The sequence below is a fragment of the Bacillus cereus group sp. RP29 genome (assembly GCF_040459765.1).
Lineage (GTDB): Bacteria > Bacillota > Bacilli > Bacillales > Bacillaceae_G > Bacillus_A > Bacillus_A paranthracis.
In genome coordinates this window covers 1,916,342-1,932,698 of sequence record NZ_JARVHN010000001.1, presented here as the reverse complement: position 1 = coordinate 1,932,698, position 16,357 = coordinate 1,916,342, and the positions used below count along the sequence as shown (strand labels likewise).

Genomic DNA, 16,357 nt, shown 5'->3' with positions numbered 1-16,357 from the left:
TACTATAAAATGTAGACAAACTATACAATGTACGTTGTCCAACAAAATTCCGCACATATGAGAGGGGTTTATAAAACTATGCGCTACGTTATTATAACAGGAACTTCACAAGGTTTAGGTGAGGCTATTGCCACACAATTGTTAGAAAAAAATACAACTGTCATCTCTATTTCTAGAAGAGAAAATAAAGAGCTTACGAAACTCGCAGAACAATATAATAGCAATTGTGTTTTCCACTCCTTAGATCTTCAAGATGTACATAATTTAGAAACGAACTTTAACAAAATCATTTCATCTATTCAAGAAGACAGTGTATCTTCTATTCATTTAATTAATAATGCGGGTACGGTTGCTCCTATGAAGCCAATTGAAAAAGCAGAAAGTGAACAATTCATTACGAACGTTCACATTAATTTACTTGCACCTATGATTCTCACCTCCACTTTCATGAAACATACGAAAGAATGGAAAGTAGATAAACGTGTTATAAACATTTCATCTGGTGCAGGAAAAAATCCTTACTTCGGATGGGGCGCTTATTGTACAACGAAAGCTGGCGTAAATATGTTTACACAGTGCGTAGCAACGGAAGAAGCAGCAAAAGAATTCCCAGTAAAAATCGTCGCTTTTGCACCTGGTGTTGTTGATACAAATATGCAAGCACAAATTCGGGAAACAAATAAAGAAGACTTCACAAATTTAGATCGATTCATCGCATTAAAAGAAGAAGGAAAGCTATTATCACCTGAATACGTTGCAAAAGCTATTCGTAACTTACTAGAAACCGAAGACTTCCCTCAAGGCGAGGTTATTAGAATTGATGAATAACAAAAAGGCGTGCTATTTTAGCACGCCTTTTTGTTCTACTTCTCTAAAAATATAAGCACAGACTCCGCAATTTGTTCATAACCAATTTCTTGATAAATTTTATTCGATGTTGGATTTGCCAGGTCCGTATATAATGTCGTTGTTTTGTAACCTTCATCTAACATACGTTGACTAAGTGCCGCTACACAATTAGATGCGTATCCCTTTTTCCTTTCTTCTTTCGGCGTATATACGAAATTAACTGTTATATTATTTTTAGTTGGACGTGTTTTTGCTGCTACAGAAACAAGTTTTCCATCTACTTCTAGACCAAATAAACGATGATTAGTAATTAATGTATGTGCCGTTTGTTTTGCTTCCTCTTTCGTAGTAGGAAGATTCACATCTTCGCAAAATTGGTATATCCACTGTTCTATTAATGTTAGCTCATCACTATTTACTTCTCGAAAGACTTCATCTCCGTTCCACTTTTTCTTCACTTGTTTTAATTCATATATACCTTGCTCCATCGCAACAGTAGTTTTCTTATTTGCTAACACTGCAATCTCTTCGGCTAATCTCTGTACAATTTTCTTATTACCGATTAATCCAGGAACATTTGGATATACTTCCGCTAATTTTTTTGCAAGTTCCACGATGTCCTCTTCCGCAATTTCAGACGTAGCAACAATAATTTGTTTCTTCTCTTCTGTTTGAAGAAATACAACCGCAATTTCTTCTCCTTGTTTCGCTATCCCCATAAATATCGGTTGGTGGACCATTTGTAATACGCCTAATATGAGATTATTTTCCTGCTCATTCTTTTCTAGAAATGGTGTAACCTCTTCTTTAAAATTAACAATCTCTTCATATACATGCAATTGAATCATCGACAATCTCTTCTCTCTATTTATAGTTTTATTAAGGTATTGGCGATTAATTCACTAAATCCCTCTTTTACGATTCAATAATATTCGAAGCTAACGTATTCAAATTATTTTCAGCTTGTAAAATTCTCTGTTTTTCCTTTTCAAATACCTCTTCTTCTTGTCGAAATGACTCTTTTCGATTGTTAATCATGCGCTCCATTTCTTTTTTACTCGGCCCACCGTATACATTTCTTTTTTGTATAAAAGCTTCTGGCGATATAATTTCTTTCCACTCTTTTTCTAATAAAGTTATATTAAATTTTTCTTGTAAGTACATATTCACATCTTTCAAATGTAATTCATGAAGCTCCTTTTTCTGCTCCAATAACATATTTGCAATAGCACTCGCTGCATGATGCGCATGCCGAAATGGAATGTCATAGTTTTTTGTTAAAGCATCTGCGAAATCAGTTATCGTAATTGCATGTTTATAGGAACGATTTTTCAACGTTTCTTCCTCAACCTTCATCGTTCGAATAACTGCATTCATAATAGAAAAAACACGAATAGTCTTTTCAATCCCTTTATATAAGTATGGCTGCAAGTCATCCTCTGTATCAACAATATCACCAAATGGTGTATTATGAATCATTTGAAATACTGTAAATGCTTCTCCTAAAGCACTACTCGTAATTGCACGGGCGTGTTCAATGGAAACTGGATTTCGCTTTTGCGGCATAATACTACTAATTTGCACATATGGCTTCGCCACAGTAATACCATCATATTCTTTCGTCGCTAATAGTAAGAAGTCATGGATCCATCTGCTCGTATTCGTCATCATTACCATAAGTAAAGAGCTAACTTCTAATAAATAATCCGCTCCAGCAACAGCATCATATGAGTTCTCAATTACATTTGTAAACCCAAGCAACTCGGCAACTCGCTCTCGTTTAATTGGGAAACTTGTTGTAGCTAGCGCAGCGGCTCCCATTGGGGACTGATTTAAAAGTTTGTACGTTTTTTTCATGCGTTCTAAATCTCTCTGCATCGTATCATAAATCGCTAACGTATAATGACCAAATGTCGTTGGCTGCGCTGGTTGTGTATGGGTATAAGCTGGCATAATCGTTTCCTTATGATCAGCAGCAAGTTGCAATATACTCTCTTGCAATAACAAATGATGTTCCATTAATCGTAATACATACCGTCTTAAACTCATGCGATACATCGTGACACCCATATCATTTCTACTTCTACCAATATGCATATTACTTACAAAATTGCTTTTTGCTTCTTGAGAAATTAAATGTTCCACTAAAAAAAAGAGATCTTCATGCTGCTCTGTATAGAGCAATTGCTCTTCTGGCATTCCCTCTACCTTTTTTAACGCGTGTAATATAACTTTAGCTTCTTCCTTTTTCATTAAATTTTCTTCCATCAGCATCGTAATATGCGCTTTATGCACTTGAAACATATCTTTCAATAAGTAATTTCGTTGAAAATTAAATACATGTTGTAATACACAATCCACATATGTTTTCCCAGGGAAATCAGCGCCTTCACTCTTTATAAACTCTTCTTTACTTTGTTTCATCACCTTTTCCCCTTTCACCTAAGTATTACTACCCATCATACCCAGCGATAGCAAAAAAGTGCTTGTACACAAAAATAAACTCGGTGCTCTCTGCACCGAGTTTATTTAATAAAAGTCGCATCATACTTATCACTTTGCAACACTTGGAAATGCAAGTTTGCTAAATGTTTCCGTATTTCTGCACTGTCGTCCTCATTTAAATTATTTGCTAAAAACACTATTTCTGTACAGTTCCCCCGTTTATCCATCGCATAAACTGCTTTTGTAACTGTCCATGGCGTATAGCCGTTTTTTTGCCCTGCATGTCTAAATGTTTTACGGTATTTCTTAGCGCTCATATCTGTTTCAACGATGTTAGCCCATACTTTTTCTTCTGCTTCTGTCAGTCCACCCTTATGATTTGCCTTTTGAAGCAGTACCATATAATCGTTTGCAGAAGCAGCTGGCAATCGATCTGACCAAATTTTATCGTAACGTTCCTCTAAATAAAGAGGAATTTCCTTCTGTAATAATGGTCCCTTCTTTTTTAAGCGCTCATGAATAATCATCGCATATTGACGATATTGCTCTTGAGACATTTCTTTTAACTTTTTCTCTATTTTATATTTCGGAACGTGTAGTTCTTTATGCAAATATCCTGGAATGTATAAAGATGAAACGATTGGAAATAGCGGCTGATGTGCTGGAAGCGATAAACTTTGTAAATTCCGATTAATATTATCTAATCCTAACACTTCCATTAAATATTCAGCATTCGCATTCGAACTAAACTTAACCATTCCTTTTGCCACTTCTTCTAAAGAAATCGCTCCTTCAGTTATCTTACCTGTCTTCTCCAAATACCTTTGCCATCTATCTTGCGCACCACCATCTGTATTCGGTACATAATAACGATTCACATCATTTATGGAAACAAAACTAGACGAATCAATTTTCCCTTCCGTAACTTGTTTCGTAAATTCAAGCGCCACAATTAATTTCATTGTACTAGCAACTGGCAATACAACATTCGGATTTACAGAATAAACGACTTTATCATTTCTTTTTACTAGAAGCGCGCTATTTTTTTCATCTTTATGTTCTTCAATAAAGGATGCGATATACTGCGCATCATCATTATTCGAACTCCAAACTTTTTTCACTAAAAAATTACCCGATATTAGCAAAACGAAAATACCCACAATCACTGCGCATACTATAGTTTTTTTCAAGTAAAATTCCTCTCCTATTGTGTAGCTCTTCTCTATCTATCTCTTACAAACAAAATAATGGAGATGATTATTTTAGTAATCATCTCCATTATTTTAACTTGTATTCTCCCATTATGTCTACGTCATAATTTTAACGAAATCTTCGAGGAATTTTTTATAGTGTAACGACCAACCAATTCGAACCCAATTCTTTAAAGCTTTTGCATCAGGTTGAGGACGAAAATCAGCAATACTCTCTCCTTTTGCAATCCCTACTGTATCTACATCGACACGGCGGTATACATAGTCCAAAATAGAGGGATTTGCCGCAACCATCATTGTAACGACGTCATGTACTGGACTCCCTGTTATTTTCGGATTTAATTTTCTATAAGCTTTATAATAATACGTAAAAATCGGTTCAATTAATTTATTAAAACTCGTTTTAGAATGTTTCGTAATGTACTTTACCATCTCTGGCGTAATTATAGCTTCAGATGTAACATTAAGCGGCACCAATGTCACATTCTTGGCATTTTGCATTACTAATTGTGACGCAATAGGATCACCATGAAAATTCGCTTCTGCGACTGGTGTCACATTGCCAGGCATTAAAAAAGCACCGCCCATTATATAATATTCCTTCACATACTTCATCAATGGTTTTTCTAAAATAAATGCTGTCGCAAGTGTCGTTGACCTACCAGCATCAACTATAATTAATTCTCCTTTATATTTTTCAAGTATGTCAAAAAACTCACAAAAAGGCTTTATATTTGGAGAAAGATTTTTTGGCGGTCGAATTGGTCCTAAACCTTCCGCCCCATGAATTTCTGGATAGTATGTTGTAATATCTCCAGATAAAGGGATTTTTGCACCATTAATAACAGGTATGTCTTCCCGCCCTGCCAGTTGCAATAAATATGCCGCATTACTTGTCGCCTTTTCTTGCGTTACATTTCCATATCCAGTTACTACACCAACAATATCAATATCAGGATGTAACAATCCATACATAATTGCCAAAGAGTCATCAATTCCCGGGTCTCCTAAAAACAATACTTTTTTCATCACCCTCAACTCCATCCCCTCAATTGTTATTAATTTATGAATATTCACAGGATTACAGAATAAAAAGAACAAATTTATACGAAAAAACGCAGTCCTCTAAGGACTACGTTCTCCCACTAACCTATACTGTTTTCTTTACAGCACTCATACTTCCAACGATATAAGCGATAAACGCAAAACAAATTGGGAAGACAACTGTATGTATACCGAACGGATTTGGATAGAAAAGATGGATACACATATATGAGCTTACCCCAACTAAAATAGATGCAAGCGCTCCTGTTGCATTTCCTTTCCTCCAATATAATCCTAATACGATTGGCCAAATGAATGCTGCTTCTAATCCACCGAAAGAAAATAAATTTAACCATATTAAAAAATCAGGTGGTTTAATTGCTGCTACATAAACGAGCAGTCCTACGATAGCAGTAATCCATAAACTCCCTTTTCTAATCGTACTATCTGCCGCATCTTTATTTATGTAATTTACGTATATATCTTTAATGATTGATGAACTTACAAGTAGCAATAACGAGTTTACTGTAGACATAATCGCTGCCATTGGTGCAGCTAAGAAAACCCCAGCTAACCAAGGTGGCAACACTTCCATCGCGAGTAGCGGCATTACTTTATCTGGTACCGTTATACCTGGAAGTACGACTCGTGCGAACACACCCGTTAAATGCATACCAATCATAATTGTACCGACAACAATCGTCCCAATTATTAACGCTTGATGCATCGCTTTTGAATTTTTATAAGACATGGCACGCACACTAATTTGCGGTAAACCGACAACGCCAATTCCAATTAAAATCCAAAATGATGTCACATATGATTTCGTTAAACTACCATCTGCTCCGAATGGTGTAATTAAATTCGGATTGATTTGAACAAGTTCCTGCATAATCTTTTCAATTCCACCACCGGCAACGACAGTAGCAATTAAGATGATTGTCGTTCCAACTAACATAATGATACCTAATAACGTATCTGATAAAGCAACTGCACGAAATCCACCAATTAATACGTACACAAGTACAGAAAAAGTAAATAAAAATAGTGCTGTTGTATAAGAAAGACCCGTTAGCGACTCGATTAATCGGCCACCGCCGACCCACTGAGCTACTGTTGCTGAAAATAAAAAGATAATAATACATAACGCAGAAAGTATGACAACTGCTTTATTATTATATCTTCCCTTTAAATAATCAATAAGAGTAATGGCTTCCATCTTCCTAGCGATAATTGCAAACTTTTTACCGATAACTGTTAAAACGATATAACCTGTTACAACTTGAATCGCAGATAACAATACCCATCCAAGCCCCATATTGTATGCTATACCAGGGCCACCAATGAAGCTACTAGCACTACCGTACGTAGCAATCATTGTCATTGCTAATAATAAACCACCGAGCTCACGCCCACCTAAAAAATATTCTTGCAAAAATTTATTATGGGCAGTCGCTTGTACACGTCTTGAAGCATATACACCAATTAAAAATACAACGATAAACGAAATTATCATTGGAATGATTACATACCAATTCATCTATTATTCCTCACTTTTTTCTTCCTCATCGAGTGAAATATCTTGAAATACAAAACGAACAACTAAACTAAGTAAAATAACCATAACGATAAATCCAACGATACAGCTATAAAAAAACCATGCTGGAAAACCAAATACATATGTATATTCACTTGGATTTTTACTACCAAGCCCATAAGCAAATCCGTACCATATTATAAAATTGATAATAGCAAGTCCAAGACCAATTAACGCTTCTCTATGGGCGATTCGAAAGCGTGGATCATCATGATAATTCTTCAATTTTCTCCCTCCTCTCACGATGTATTATTGTACCATTGTTCTTCTAGTTTTTCCTACTAGAAAGCAAAAACAAGCAGGATTTTTTATAATCATATAGAAGACTTTCTTACATTACATATTTTTTACAATTGTAACACAAATGAAATTTGAATTTTCAGTATTTGTTAATTATGATTTTAATTAGAGGCTTTCCATCTAGTTTCCACATCCTTGATTTCGGAATAAACGCCGTCTCGTACTGCGTTTACATTATATTTTCAAGGGGGTTATACAATGAGTCAACTAGCTGTAAATCTTCATGAAAAGGTAGAAAAGTTTCTTCAAGGTACAAAAAAGTTATATGTGAATGGATCCTTCATTGAAAGCGCTTCCGGTAAAACATTTAACACACCTAACCCTGCAACTGGCGAAACACTTGCCGTCGTTTCTGAAGCTGGTCGCGAAGATATTCATAAAGCTGTCGTTGCAGCTCGCATGGCTTTTGACGAAGGTCCTTGGTCTCGCATGAGCACTGCTGAGCGAAGCCGGCTTATGTACAAGTTAGCTGATTTAATGGAAGAACATAAAGAAGAGCTTGCACAGCTTGAAACGTTAGATAACGGAAAGCCAATCCGTGAAACAATGGCAGCAGACATACCACTTGCAATTGAGCATATGCGCTATTATGCTGGCTGGGCGACGAAAATCGTTGGTCAAACAATCCCTGTTTCCGGTGATTACTTTAACTATACACGTCATGAAGCTGTTGGTGTCGTTGGTCAAATTATCCCTTGGAACTTCCCACTTCTTATGGCAATGTGGAAAATGGGAGCAGCGCTTGCTACAGGATGTACAATCGTTTTAAAACCTGCAGAACAAACTCCACTATCTGCCTTATACTTAGCTGAATTAATTGAAGAAGCTGGATTCCCGAAAGGTGTTATTAATATCGTTCCTGGATTCGGTGAATCAGCTGGACAAGCTCTTGTTAATCATCCACTCGTTGATAAAATTGCATTTACTGGTTCTACTCCAGTCGGTAAGCAAATTATGCGCCAAGCATCTGAAACATTAAAGCGTGTTACACTTGAGTTAGGCGGTAAATCACCAAATATCATCTTGCCAGATGCTGATTTATCTCGCGCGATTCCTGGTGCACTTTCTGGTGTTATGTTTAACCAAGGACAAGTATGCTCTGCTGGATCACGTTTATTTGTTCCGAAGAAAATGTATGATAATGTCATGGCTGACCTTGTCCTTTACTCTAAAAAATTAAATCAAGGTGCTGGCTTAAGTCCAGAAACTACAATCGGTCCTCTCGTTTCCGAAGAACAACAAAAACGTGTAATGGGCTACATCGAAAAAGGGATTGAAGAAGGTGCTGAAGTACTTTGCGGAGGAAGTAATCCATTTGATCAAGGCTACTTCGTTTCTCCTACAGTATTCGCTGACGTAAATGATGAAATGACGATTGCAAAAGAAGAAATTTTCGGTCCAGTTATTTCTGCTATACCGTTTAACGATATTGATGAAGTAATTGAACGTGCAAATAAATCACAATTCGGCTTAGCAGCTGGTGTGTGGACAGAAAATGTTAAAACAGCACACTACGTTGCAAGTAAAGTACGTGCTGGTACAGTATGGGTAAACTGTTATAACGTCTTTGATGCAGCATCTCCATTTGGAGGATTTAAACAATCCGGTCTTGGTCGTGAAATGGGATCTTATGCATTAAATAACTATACAGAAGTGAAGAGCGTTTGGCTTAACTTAAATTAAAGAGAAAGAACCTGACCGGATAGGTCAGGTTCTTTTCATTATGTATGTCTTTAAACTTGCAGTCCCCCGCTCACATTTAATACTTCTCCTGTAATATAGGATGCGTATTCTGATGCTAAGAAGGCAGCTGCGTTCGCAATATCTTCTGGCGTTCCAATTCTACCAACCGGAATCGCGCCGACCATCTTTTCTTTCACTTTATCTGGTATCGTTTTTGTCATATCTGTATCCATAAATCCTGGGCAAATCGCATTACACGTAATACCGAAATTTCCAACTTCTTTCGCTGCCGTTTTCGTTAAACCTACAACGCCTGCCTTCGTAGCTGCATAGTTTGCTTGACCTATGTTTCCTTCTCTACTAATTGAAGATATATTAATAATACGTCCATACCCTTGTTGTCTCATGTAAAGCAGCGCTGGTTGCATACAATAAAAAACTCCAGTTAAGTTCACTTGTAATACTTGTTCCCAAGCAGACTTCTCCATTTTATGTAACATTGCATCCCTTGTAATCCCAGCGTTATTCACCAAAATATGTAATGTCCCGAATTTTTGAACGGCATATTCAATTAACGACTTTGCTTCATTTTGATTACTCACATCACATCGATATAAGCTCACTTCATATCCTTCATCCAAGAACTCACGTGTCGTTTTTTGTAATTTCTCTTCATTTACATCGCTAATTAATACTTTCGCCCCTAGTTTTGCATACACCCTTGCAATCTCTTTTCCAATTCCCTGTGCAGCTCCTGTTACAACAGCTGTTTTCCCGTTTAAAAACTCCATACCTATCCCCCATTTCTATTACTTATACTGTATATTTCGGCTTTTTACTTTCCAATTCCTCTTTGTATAAAAAAGTCTATTTGTGTCAAACTAACTTTGCAACGTCGCATAAAGTGAAACTTTAATCAGTGGGGATTTTCTTCATCCCCACTGATTATCAGCCCTCACCAATCGGACTTTTATGGGCATCCCGCCCCCCTAACTTCTTTGCTTTCACTGAATTTTAAGGTGGGGGTCTTACTGCCCATTAAAGCGGGATAAAGTGCAAGGAGATTGTGTCGAATGAACAAAAAAAATTTCAAACAAAACAAAGCTACTGATGGCATTGATGTAGAGTTCTCTCGTGAACTTGCTGACCACAATGACTTAGAAGCAAACGCACGTGCAAATGCCGCTGATGCACGTCAAAAACGCCAGTCAACAGAAAAATAAGGAAGCACAACCTTATTCTTTTCAACAGGGACCTACTACCCAACAAAATAAACCGAGAGATATCTCTCGGTTTATTTTCTATATTTTTTTGTATAATGTACCAAAGTAAGTAGGGGATATATATGAGCGTAGCTATGATATCTAATATAAAACGCACCTGGTAAACCTGTTCCAGTAGGATATCTTTCATTCACATAAGGATTCGCAAGCAAATATGAAATGCCTTTTCGAATAGCTGGCGTTTCTGTATCATAGTAAGAAATGAGAGCATCTAACGCCCATGCTGTTTGAGATGGTGTACTAAATGGTAAAGTAATGAATCTTTTCTCCATACTACTTTGGCATGATTCTCCCCATCCACCATCTTCATGCTGTATATGTTCAAGCCATAAAGCTGCTCGTTTCAATGATGGATTGTTAGATGGAATTCCGAGTGACCGTAAACCTGTGATAACAGCCCACGTACCATATATATAACAAATCCCCCATTTCCCATACCATGATCCATTTTCCTCTTGTGCATTCATTAACCAATTTATCGCACTTTGTTTTTGTTTCTCAGGTAATTCATTTTGCGTATATGTCCCGAAAAGCTCTAACACTCTTCCTGTAATATCTGGTGTGGAAGGATCTGTAATCATATCACTTGCATTTTCGATTGGTAAATTTGCTAATAATTTGCTCGTCACACCTTTTTCAAACGCTCCCCAGCCCCCATCATTATTTTGTAATCCTTTAACCCAATCAATCCCTTTCTGCCAAGCATTATTTACCTTTTCATTCTCTCTACTTCTTGCCAACACTCTTAGTACAGCGGTTGTATCATCAACATCTGGAACTGTCGTATTTACATCCGAAAAACCCCAACCGCCAGGAGTAAGTACGGGAGCATGTACGCTCCAATCAGCTTTTTTTGTATGCTGTTTTTTTAATAAATATGTTATTGTCTGTTGAATCATCTTGTGATCTTTCGGAACTTGTGCCTCTTGTAACGCATAGCTGAGTAAAGCCGTATCCCATACAGTTGAAGGAGAGTTTTGCAAGTGACTCCCTCTTTCCATCTTCCATATATAAGATGTTATACCAGCTATAGCCTTTTGAATCATTGATGATTGAAGAGAATGCCCTAACGCAAGTAAAGCATAAATCATATAAAACGAGGCAGTTGCGTAACTATATAACGTTCCATTTTCATCAATACGCTCTTTCATGAAACGTTCGACTTCCTCATATCCTTTATGATGTAACGAAAGTGGATACGAGATAATTTGTTTTACATCACTTAATAACGTTTGAAACAAAGGAGACCGATCCTCCCGAAACCATTCTCCGCCCCCGCCCGCAATGTGATTTAAATTTGGCAATAACTTTTTCCCTACTCGAAATCTTTTATTTAAACACACCATCATCGGAATTAAATGGATACGTGCTGAGCTACTCAATTCAAATATACTGAGGGGGGAATCATTCTGTAGAAACATGATTGGTGTTGGTACATGAAAGAGTGAAGGATATTCATATTCTCCATGAATTGCTAATAAAAACTTTGTCATAAAATGAGCACGCGCCACGCCTCCGCGTTCCTTAATGAAATTTTCCGCTCGCTTCATATTCGCATCTTCTTTTGTATATTTTTGCGAAGCAAGTAAGGCGGCATAAGATTGAATGGTAGCTGATAAATTACCTCCCACTTCATCTTCATACAATTTCCACGTTCCTTCATTTGTTTGAAGTGATGCTAACCTTTTTACAAACGGTTCTATCTCTTTATCTCTACCTAATAATTTTAATAAAAAAATCATATGGCAATCTGTTAATGGAGCTCCTTCAAAACAAAATCGCCACGTACCATCTTGCCGTTGCATCGTTTGAAGTGCAGTTGCTCTTCTCGCTATTTCTTCATGCACTTTTTCATATAATAACAAGTTACTCACCCACCCTTTCGAAATCCGTATAACGATATTCAAGAAAGTAGCTGAATATGTATGAATACAAAGAAAAGCAGAACATATAAGATGCTCTGCTTATAAACAATATCCTACTCCGACAATAATCCCTAATAAAGCACCAACTACTACTTCATACGGCGTATGCCCGACAAGTTCATTTAACTTCTTATATTCTGTTTGTCTACCGTGAAAAAACTCATTCAATATTTTCGCCTGTTTACTTACTGCAAGCCTTACTCCTGAAGCGTCATACATAACTATAATGGCAAAAATAGCAGCAATTGCAAATAAAGTACTTTCCACACCTTCCACAACGCCAACACCTGTCGCCAGTGCTGTAACAGTTGAAGCATGAGAACTTGGCATCCCACCTGAAGCGAAAAACTTTGCAAAATCAAATTCACCCGTTTTAAATAATTTAAAGACTACTTTCGTTAATTGTGCTAAAAACCATGAAATTACAGCGGCCATAAGCGGATCGTTATGTAAAATCGTTTCCACGTTCTCAGCTCCCTACTAGCTATAATGGAAATCCTATAGTATCAGTATAAAGAAAAATGCGTAGAAAATACTACGCATTACGATACTTTTGCTGATTTATTTTTTATAAATTTCGGTTGTTTCTGCACCAAGAACTTTGTTTTCGCTACCGAGAATACAACTAATGCAACCCATATACAGAAAAATGCAATCATATGAGTAGATGTGAAATGTTCACCAAATACGAATACACCTAAAATCAAACTAATTGTTGGTGCAATATATTGTAAAAAACCTACCATATAAAGCGGAATAAGTTGGGCTCCTTTTGCAAAATAAAAAAGTGGCAATGCTGTAACAATGCCCGCTCCTATTAATAGTAATGTCGATGACATTGAGATCGAGCCAAATGAGCCGAAACCATGTACTCCTGTCATTACTAAATAAATAATCGCAAACGGCGTTACTAACATCGTTTCCATCGTAAGTCCAATTGTCGCATCATAGTTTAACATTTTTTTTGTTAATCCATATAATCCAAATGAAAGGGCAAGTGATAAAGAAACCCACGGAATAGCCCCGAAACGTACTGTTAAAATGATAACCCCTACTCCAGCTAAACCAACTGCAACGTATTGCCAAAAGTTTAACTTTTCCTTTAAAACGACTGTACCAAGTAAAATACTAATAAGCGGATTAATATAATAGCCAAGACTTGCTTCAATAACATGATTATGATTAACGGCCCATATGTAGACAAACCAGTTTCCGCTAATCAAGACTGAAGCTATTGTTAATGACATTAATAATTTAGGTCGTTTAAAAAGATTCACGAACTCTCCAATAAACTGACGAAATCTCTTCGTAACACCTAATACGATTAACATAAACACGAACGCCCAAACGATGCGGTGTGCTAATATTTCATCTGCTGGAACTTCCTCAACCCATTTCCAATAGATTGGTAGTATTCCCCACATCGTATACGCACCAGCCGCATATATAATCCCTTTTTTTTGCTCTGCTGATTGACTCCCCATCTTCCTTTTTCTCCTCTTCTCATTTTTTCTCCATTATACGTTCCCACGTGCTCACTTTACCAATAATCAATCTGCATTTCTTTCGACATTTCTCATACAACGAATAATAAACATACCGTTATTACAACAAGTAACGGTATGCCGAAAACAAATTTCTTTTTATGAGTTTTATGATGAAACATATACATACCGATCCAAGCTCCAACTGCTCCCCCAGCTGCTGCTGATAAAAACAACGTACTTTCTGGCGTTCTCCACTGTTTCTTCTTCGCTTTCCGTTTATCAAGCCCCATAAGGCTAAAAGCTATAACATTAATAAGAATAAAATAAATCCATTTCATCGCTTTCTCTCCCTATGAAAAATTCGCTTAATGGTAACATGAAAAAACGATGGAAACAACTGAAGAACACTTTTTATTAATTCGTTACCTTCATATTTACATAGCCAATCAAAAGACTAATTATAGCTATTAAATAGAAAGATGTTATGGGCAAGATCCTTATATTTCATTCCCTTCACCCACTACCATAGCATCAAAAAAACTTCTCTCAATCACTTTTTCATCAAAGTGAAGAACTACAATTAGCCCTACATATAAAGAAACGAAATTTAAAAACCATTCCCCATTATCATCCTTATTAGCTAAGCATTTAAATATCTCTTGAAATTGCATACGCTCGTCTATAGCAACAACCGGTCGCACACCAAAATATTTCAATACGAAATGTAAATCAAGCTGCACGGATAAGGATAAAATATATTTTAATAACTCCGTATAATGAGCAACATTTTTTTGACTATATAGCTTCACGAGCTTTTGATGTAAATGAGCAATCGATAATTCTTCATCAGTCATTTTTGTTGCTTCTATCGTTTCAATCATCTTCTTCATATTCATTACATTTACCCCTCCTGTTACAAAACAAAAGCCAAAGCTTATTTATTTTATAATCAGCAATAATTGAGTATTTCTCGTCTCTCTTTCTTCTTCACTAACTAAGTCATACTTTTTTAGAAGATGAAAGACATCATTTAATATTTCTTGTGAGTGATTACCTTGCAAAAAATTTTTTAATCCTTTAAAAATCTCTTCAGATAAAAAACTCTTTTGACTTTCAAGTTTATTCATTACATCTTCAATAGAATGATCGATATTACACACCATAAAAATCCCTCCTCTATCCTTTATAAATAATATCTTCTGCTAACGATGTAAACACTTCTCCAACAAGAGAATCTTCATCATATACAGATGAACCGCTATTTTCTTCACGTTTTGCAAAAGGTACTTGTGCGATTACTTCTGTTTGCAATTGTTCTGCTAACATTTCGCCGCCGCCTTTTCCAAACAGATAATTTTTCGATCCATCTTGTTCTTCATAATAAGCCATATTTTCCACAATACCTAAAATCTCGTGTTTCGTATGTTTTGCCATTACGCCTACTCTAGATGCTACGAATGAAGCTACATTATGTGGTGTTGTAACGATAATTTCTTTCGCCTGCGGAATCATTGCTGCAACATCAATAGCAACATCTCCTGTACCAGGTGGTAAATCAAGAAGTAAATAATCTAATTCTCCCCAGTGCGTATTCGCAAGGAAATTTTGAATCCATTTATTTAACATCGGTCCGCGCCACATAACCGGATTATTTCCTTCTGTAAAAAATCCCATAGACATAATTTTAACACCGTGACTAATAACTGGAATTGCTGTTTGATCAATCATCGTTGGTTTTTGATTCGTTTCCATCATAGCTGGAATGCTAAAACCATATATATCTGCATCTAATATCCCCACTTTTTTGCCCATACGAGCTAAAGCCGTTGCAAGATTAATTGTTACAGTTGATTTTCCGACTCCACCTTTTCCGCTCGTTACAGTAAGAAATTGTACTCCTGAATCAGGACGAAGCATGCTTGGCATACCAGTTTCTGTTCTAGTATTTTTCTTTAACTTCTCTGTTAAGACTGCACGTTCTTCTTTTGTCATAGAACCGAATGTTAAATCTACTTTTGATGCACCAATTGCGTAAAGTGATTCTTCAATATCTTGTTGAATTTTTGCTTTTAACGGACATCCTTGAATCGTTAGCACTACTTCAAGTTTAACCTCTGTTCCATTCATTTGTATATTTCTAACCATGTTTAACTCCACAATACTTTTGTGTAATTCTGGATCCTCTACATGTTTTAACGCATTCATTATTTGTTCTTGAGTAAGCATAGAACTCATCCCTTCTCGTATTCGAATTTATATATAGCATCTTCTTATCGTTTCAAGAAACGCTTATTATCCACCACTAACAGGCGGGATGAATGCGACAATATCTCCAGCTCGTATCATCTCTTCATTCGTTACAAACTCTTCATTAACAGCCACCATCACTCTATCAAGCGATTGTAAACTATAGTTTGCTTTGAGCCATTCTTTTAATTGCTGCACAGTCATTTCTTGTTTTTCGGAAATTACGAATCGATCTAACCCGACTTCCTCACGCAAATTTGCAAACAGTAAAATTGTAATCATTTTC

18 protein-coding genes are annotated in these 16,357 nt (G+C 36.4%); 3 read left to right on the top strand and 15 right to left on the bottom strand.

The window, feature by feature from the left end; all coding sequences use genetic code 11:
• Positions 1 to 78 precede the first annotated feature (78 nt).
• Positions 79 to 828, top strand: a complete 750-nt coding sequence (locus QCI47_RS10165; RefSeq protein WP_001271062.1) for a (S)-benzoin forming benzil reductase — start codon at positions 79 to 81, stop codon at positions 826 to 828.
• 35 nt (positions 829 to 863) lie between these two features.
• Here the strand turns inward: QCI47_RS10165 and QCI47_RS10160 are convergent, their stop codons facing one another.
• The 6 genes from QCI47_RS10160 to QCI47_RS10135 form a co-directional block, all read right to left on the bottom strand.
• A complete protein-coding gene (locus QCI47_RS10160; RefSeq protein WP_000615394.1) occupies positions 864 to 1,697 on the bottom strand; it encodes a GNAT family N-acetyltransferase in 834 nt (277 codons plus the stop codon).
• Positions 1,698 to 1,764: 67 nt separating this feature from the next.
• Positions 1,765 to 3,273 carry an argininosuccinate lyase gene (argH, locus tag QCI47_RS10155; protein WP_074570065.1) on the bottom strand — a complete coding sequence of 503 codons (1,509 nt, stop codon included), beginning with the start codon at positions 3,271 to 3,273 and terminating at the stop codon, positions 1,765 to 1,767.
• Positions 3,274 to 3,374: 101 nt separating this feature from the next.
• Positions 3,375 to 4,484: a serine hydrolase gene (locus QCI47_RS10150; RefSeq protein WP_000751358.1), complete on the bottom strand. Its 1,110-nt coding sequence runs from the start codon at positions 4,482 to 4,484 to the stop codon at positions 3,375 to 3,377.
• Between the two features lie 117 nt (positions 4,485 to 4,601).
• Complete coding sequence (locus QCI47_RS10145) at positions 4,602 to 5,549, bottom strand: nucleoside hydrolase (RefSeq protein ID WP_155005152.1); 948 nt, start codon at positions 5,547 to 5,549, stop codon at positions 4,602 to 4,604.
• 106 nt (positions 5,550 to 5,655) lie between these two features.
• Complete coding sequence (gene panF, locus QCI47_RS10140; protein WP_309422873.1) at positions 5,656 to 7,089, bottom strand: sodium/pantothenate symporter; 1,434 nt, start codon at positions 7,087 to 7,089, stop codon at positions 5,656 to 5,658.
• A 3-nt stretch (positions 7,090 to 7,092) separates the two neighbouring features.
• On the bottom strand, positions 7,093 to 7,371 hold the full coding sequence (locus tag QCI47_RS10135; protein WP_000800722.1) for a YhdT family protein: 279 nt from the start codon (positions 7,369 to 7,371) through the stop codon (positions 7,093 to 7,095).
• A gap of 273 nt (positions 7,372 to 7,644) precedes the next feature.
• Here QCI47_RS10135 and dhaS point away from each other — a divergent pair, with 273 nt between their 5' ends.
• Positions 7,645 to 9,129, top strand: a complete 1,485-nt coding sequence (dhaS, locus tag QCI47_RS10130) for an aldehyde dehydrogenase DhaS (protein WP_042514765.1) — start codon at positions 7,645 to 7,647, stop codon at positions 9,127 to 9,129.
• A gap of 50 nt (positions 9,130 to 9,179) precedes the next feature.
• Here the strand turns inward: dhaS and fabG are convergent, their stop codons facing one another.
• Positions 9,180 to 9,920 (bottom strand): 3-oxoacyl-ACP reductase FabG, encoded by a 741-nt coding sequence (gene fabG / locus QCI47_RS10125; RefSeq protein WP_000395021.1) that lies wholly within the window; start codon positions 9,918 to 9,920, stop codon positions 9,180 to 9,182.
• A 282-nt stretch (positions 9,921 to 10,202) separates the two neighbouring features.
• Here fabG and QCI47_RS10120 point away from each other — a divergent pair, with 282 nt between their 5' ends.
• On the top strand, positions 10,203 to 10,352 hold the full coding sequence (locus tag QCI47_RS10120) for a YfhD family protein (RefSeq protein ID WP_001035808.1): 150 nt from the start codon (positions 10,203 to 10,205) through the stop codon (positions 10,350 to 10,352).
• 71 nt (positions 10,353 to 10,423) lie between these two features.
• Here QCI47_RS10120 and QCI47_RS10115 read toward each other — a convergent pair whose 3' ends face one another.
• From QCI47_RS10115 to moaD, 8 genes are all read right to left on the bottom strand, one after another.
• Positions 10,424 to 12,277, bottom strand: a complete 1,854-nt coding sequence (locus QCI47_RS10115) for a terpene cyclase/mutase family protein (RefSeq protein WP_309422874.1) — start codon at positions 12,275 to 12,277, stop codon at positions 10,424 to 10,426.
• 99 nt (positions 12,278 to 12,376) lie between these two features.
• On the bottom strand, positions 12,377 to 12,802 hold the full coding sequence (locus QCI47_RS10110; RefSeq protein ID WP_000447815.1) for a divergent PAP2 family protein: 426 nt from the start codon (positions 12,800 to 12,802) through the stop codon (positions 12,377 to 12,379).
• 77 nt (positions 12,803 to 12,879) lie between these two features.
• Positions 12,880 to 13,821, bottom strand: a complete 942-nt coding sequence (gene rarD, locus QCI47_RS10105) for an EamA family transporter RarD (protein ID WP_000535534.1) — start codon at positions 13,819 to 13,821, stop codon at positions 12,880 to 12,882.
• 92 nt (positions 13,822 to 13,913) lie between these two features.
• On the bottom strand, positions 13,914 to 14,162 hold the full coding sequence (locus QCI47_RS10100) for a DUF1294 domain-containing protein (protein WP_000871337.1): 249 nt from the start codon (positions 14,160 to 14,162) through the stop codon (positions 13,914 to 13,916).
• Positions 14,163 to 14,321: 159 nt separating this feature from the next.
• The gene (locus QCI47_RS10095) at positions 14,322 to 14,720 is read right to left on the bottom strand and encodes a hypothetical protein (RefSeq protein ID WP_048557167.1); all 399 of its coding nucleotides are present in this window, start codon (positions 14,718 to 14,720) and stop codon (positions 14,322 to 14,324) included.
• A 42-nt stretch (positions 14,721 to 14,762) separates the two neighbouring features.
• The gene (locus tag QCI47_RS10090; RefSeq protein ID WP_000227057.1) at positions 14,763 to 14,987 is read right to left on the bottom strand and encodes a hypothetical protein; all 225 of its coding nucleotides are present in this window, start codon (positions 14,985 to 14,987) and stop codon (positions 14,763 to 14,765) included.
• 13 nt (positions 14,988 to 15,000) lie between these two features.
• Positions 15,001 to 16,050, bottom strand: a complete 1,050-nt coding sequence (locus tag QCI47_RS10085) for a P-loop NTPase (RefSeq protein ID WP_048557168.1) — start codon at positions 16,048 to 16,050, stop codon at positions 15,001 to 15,003.
• A 66-nt stretch (positions 16,051 to 16,116) separates the two neighbouring features.
• On the bottom strand, positions 16,117 to 16,353 hold the full coding sequence (moaD, locus tag QCI47_RS10080; protein ID WP_000628477.1) for a molybdopterin converting factor subunit 1: 237 nt from the start codon (positions 16,351 to 16,353) through the stop codon (positions 16,117 to 16,119).
• Positions 16,354 to 16,357 lie beyond the last annotated feature (4 nt).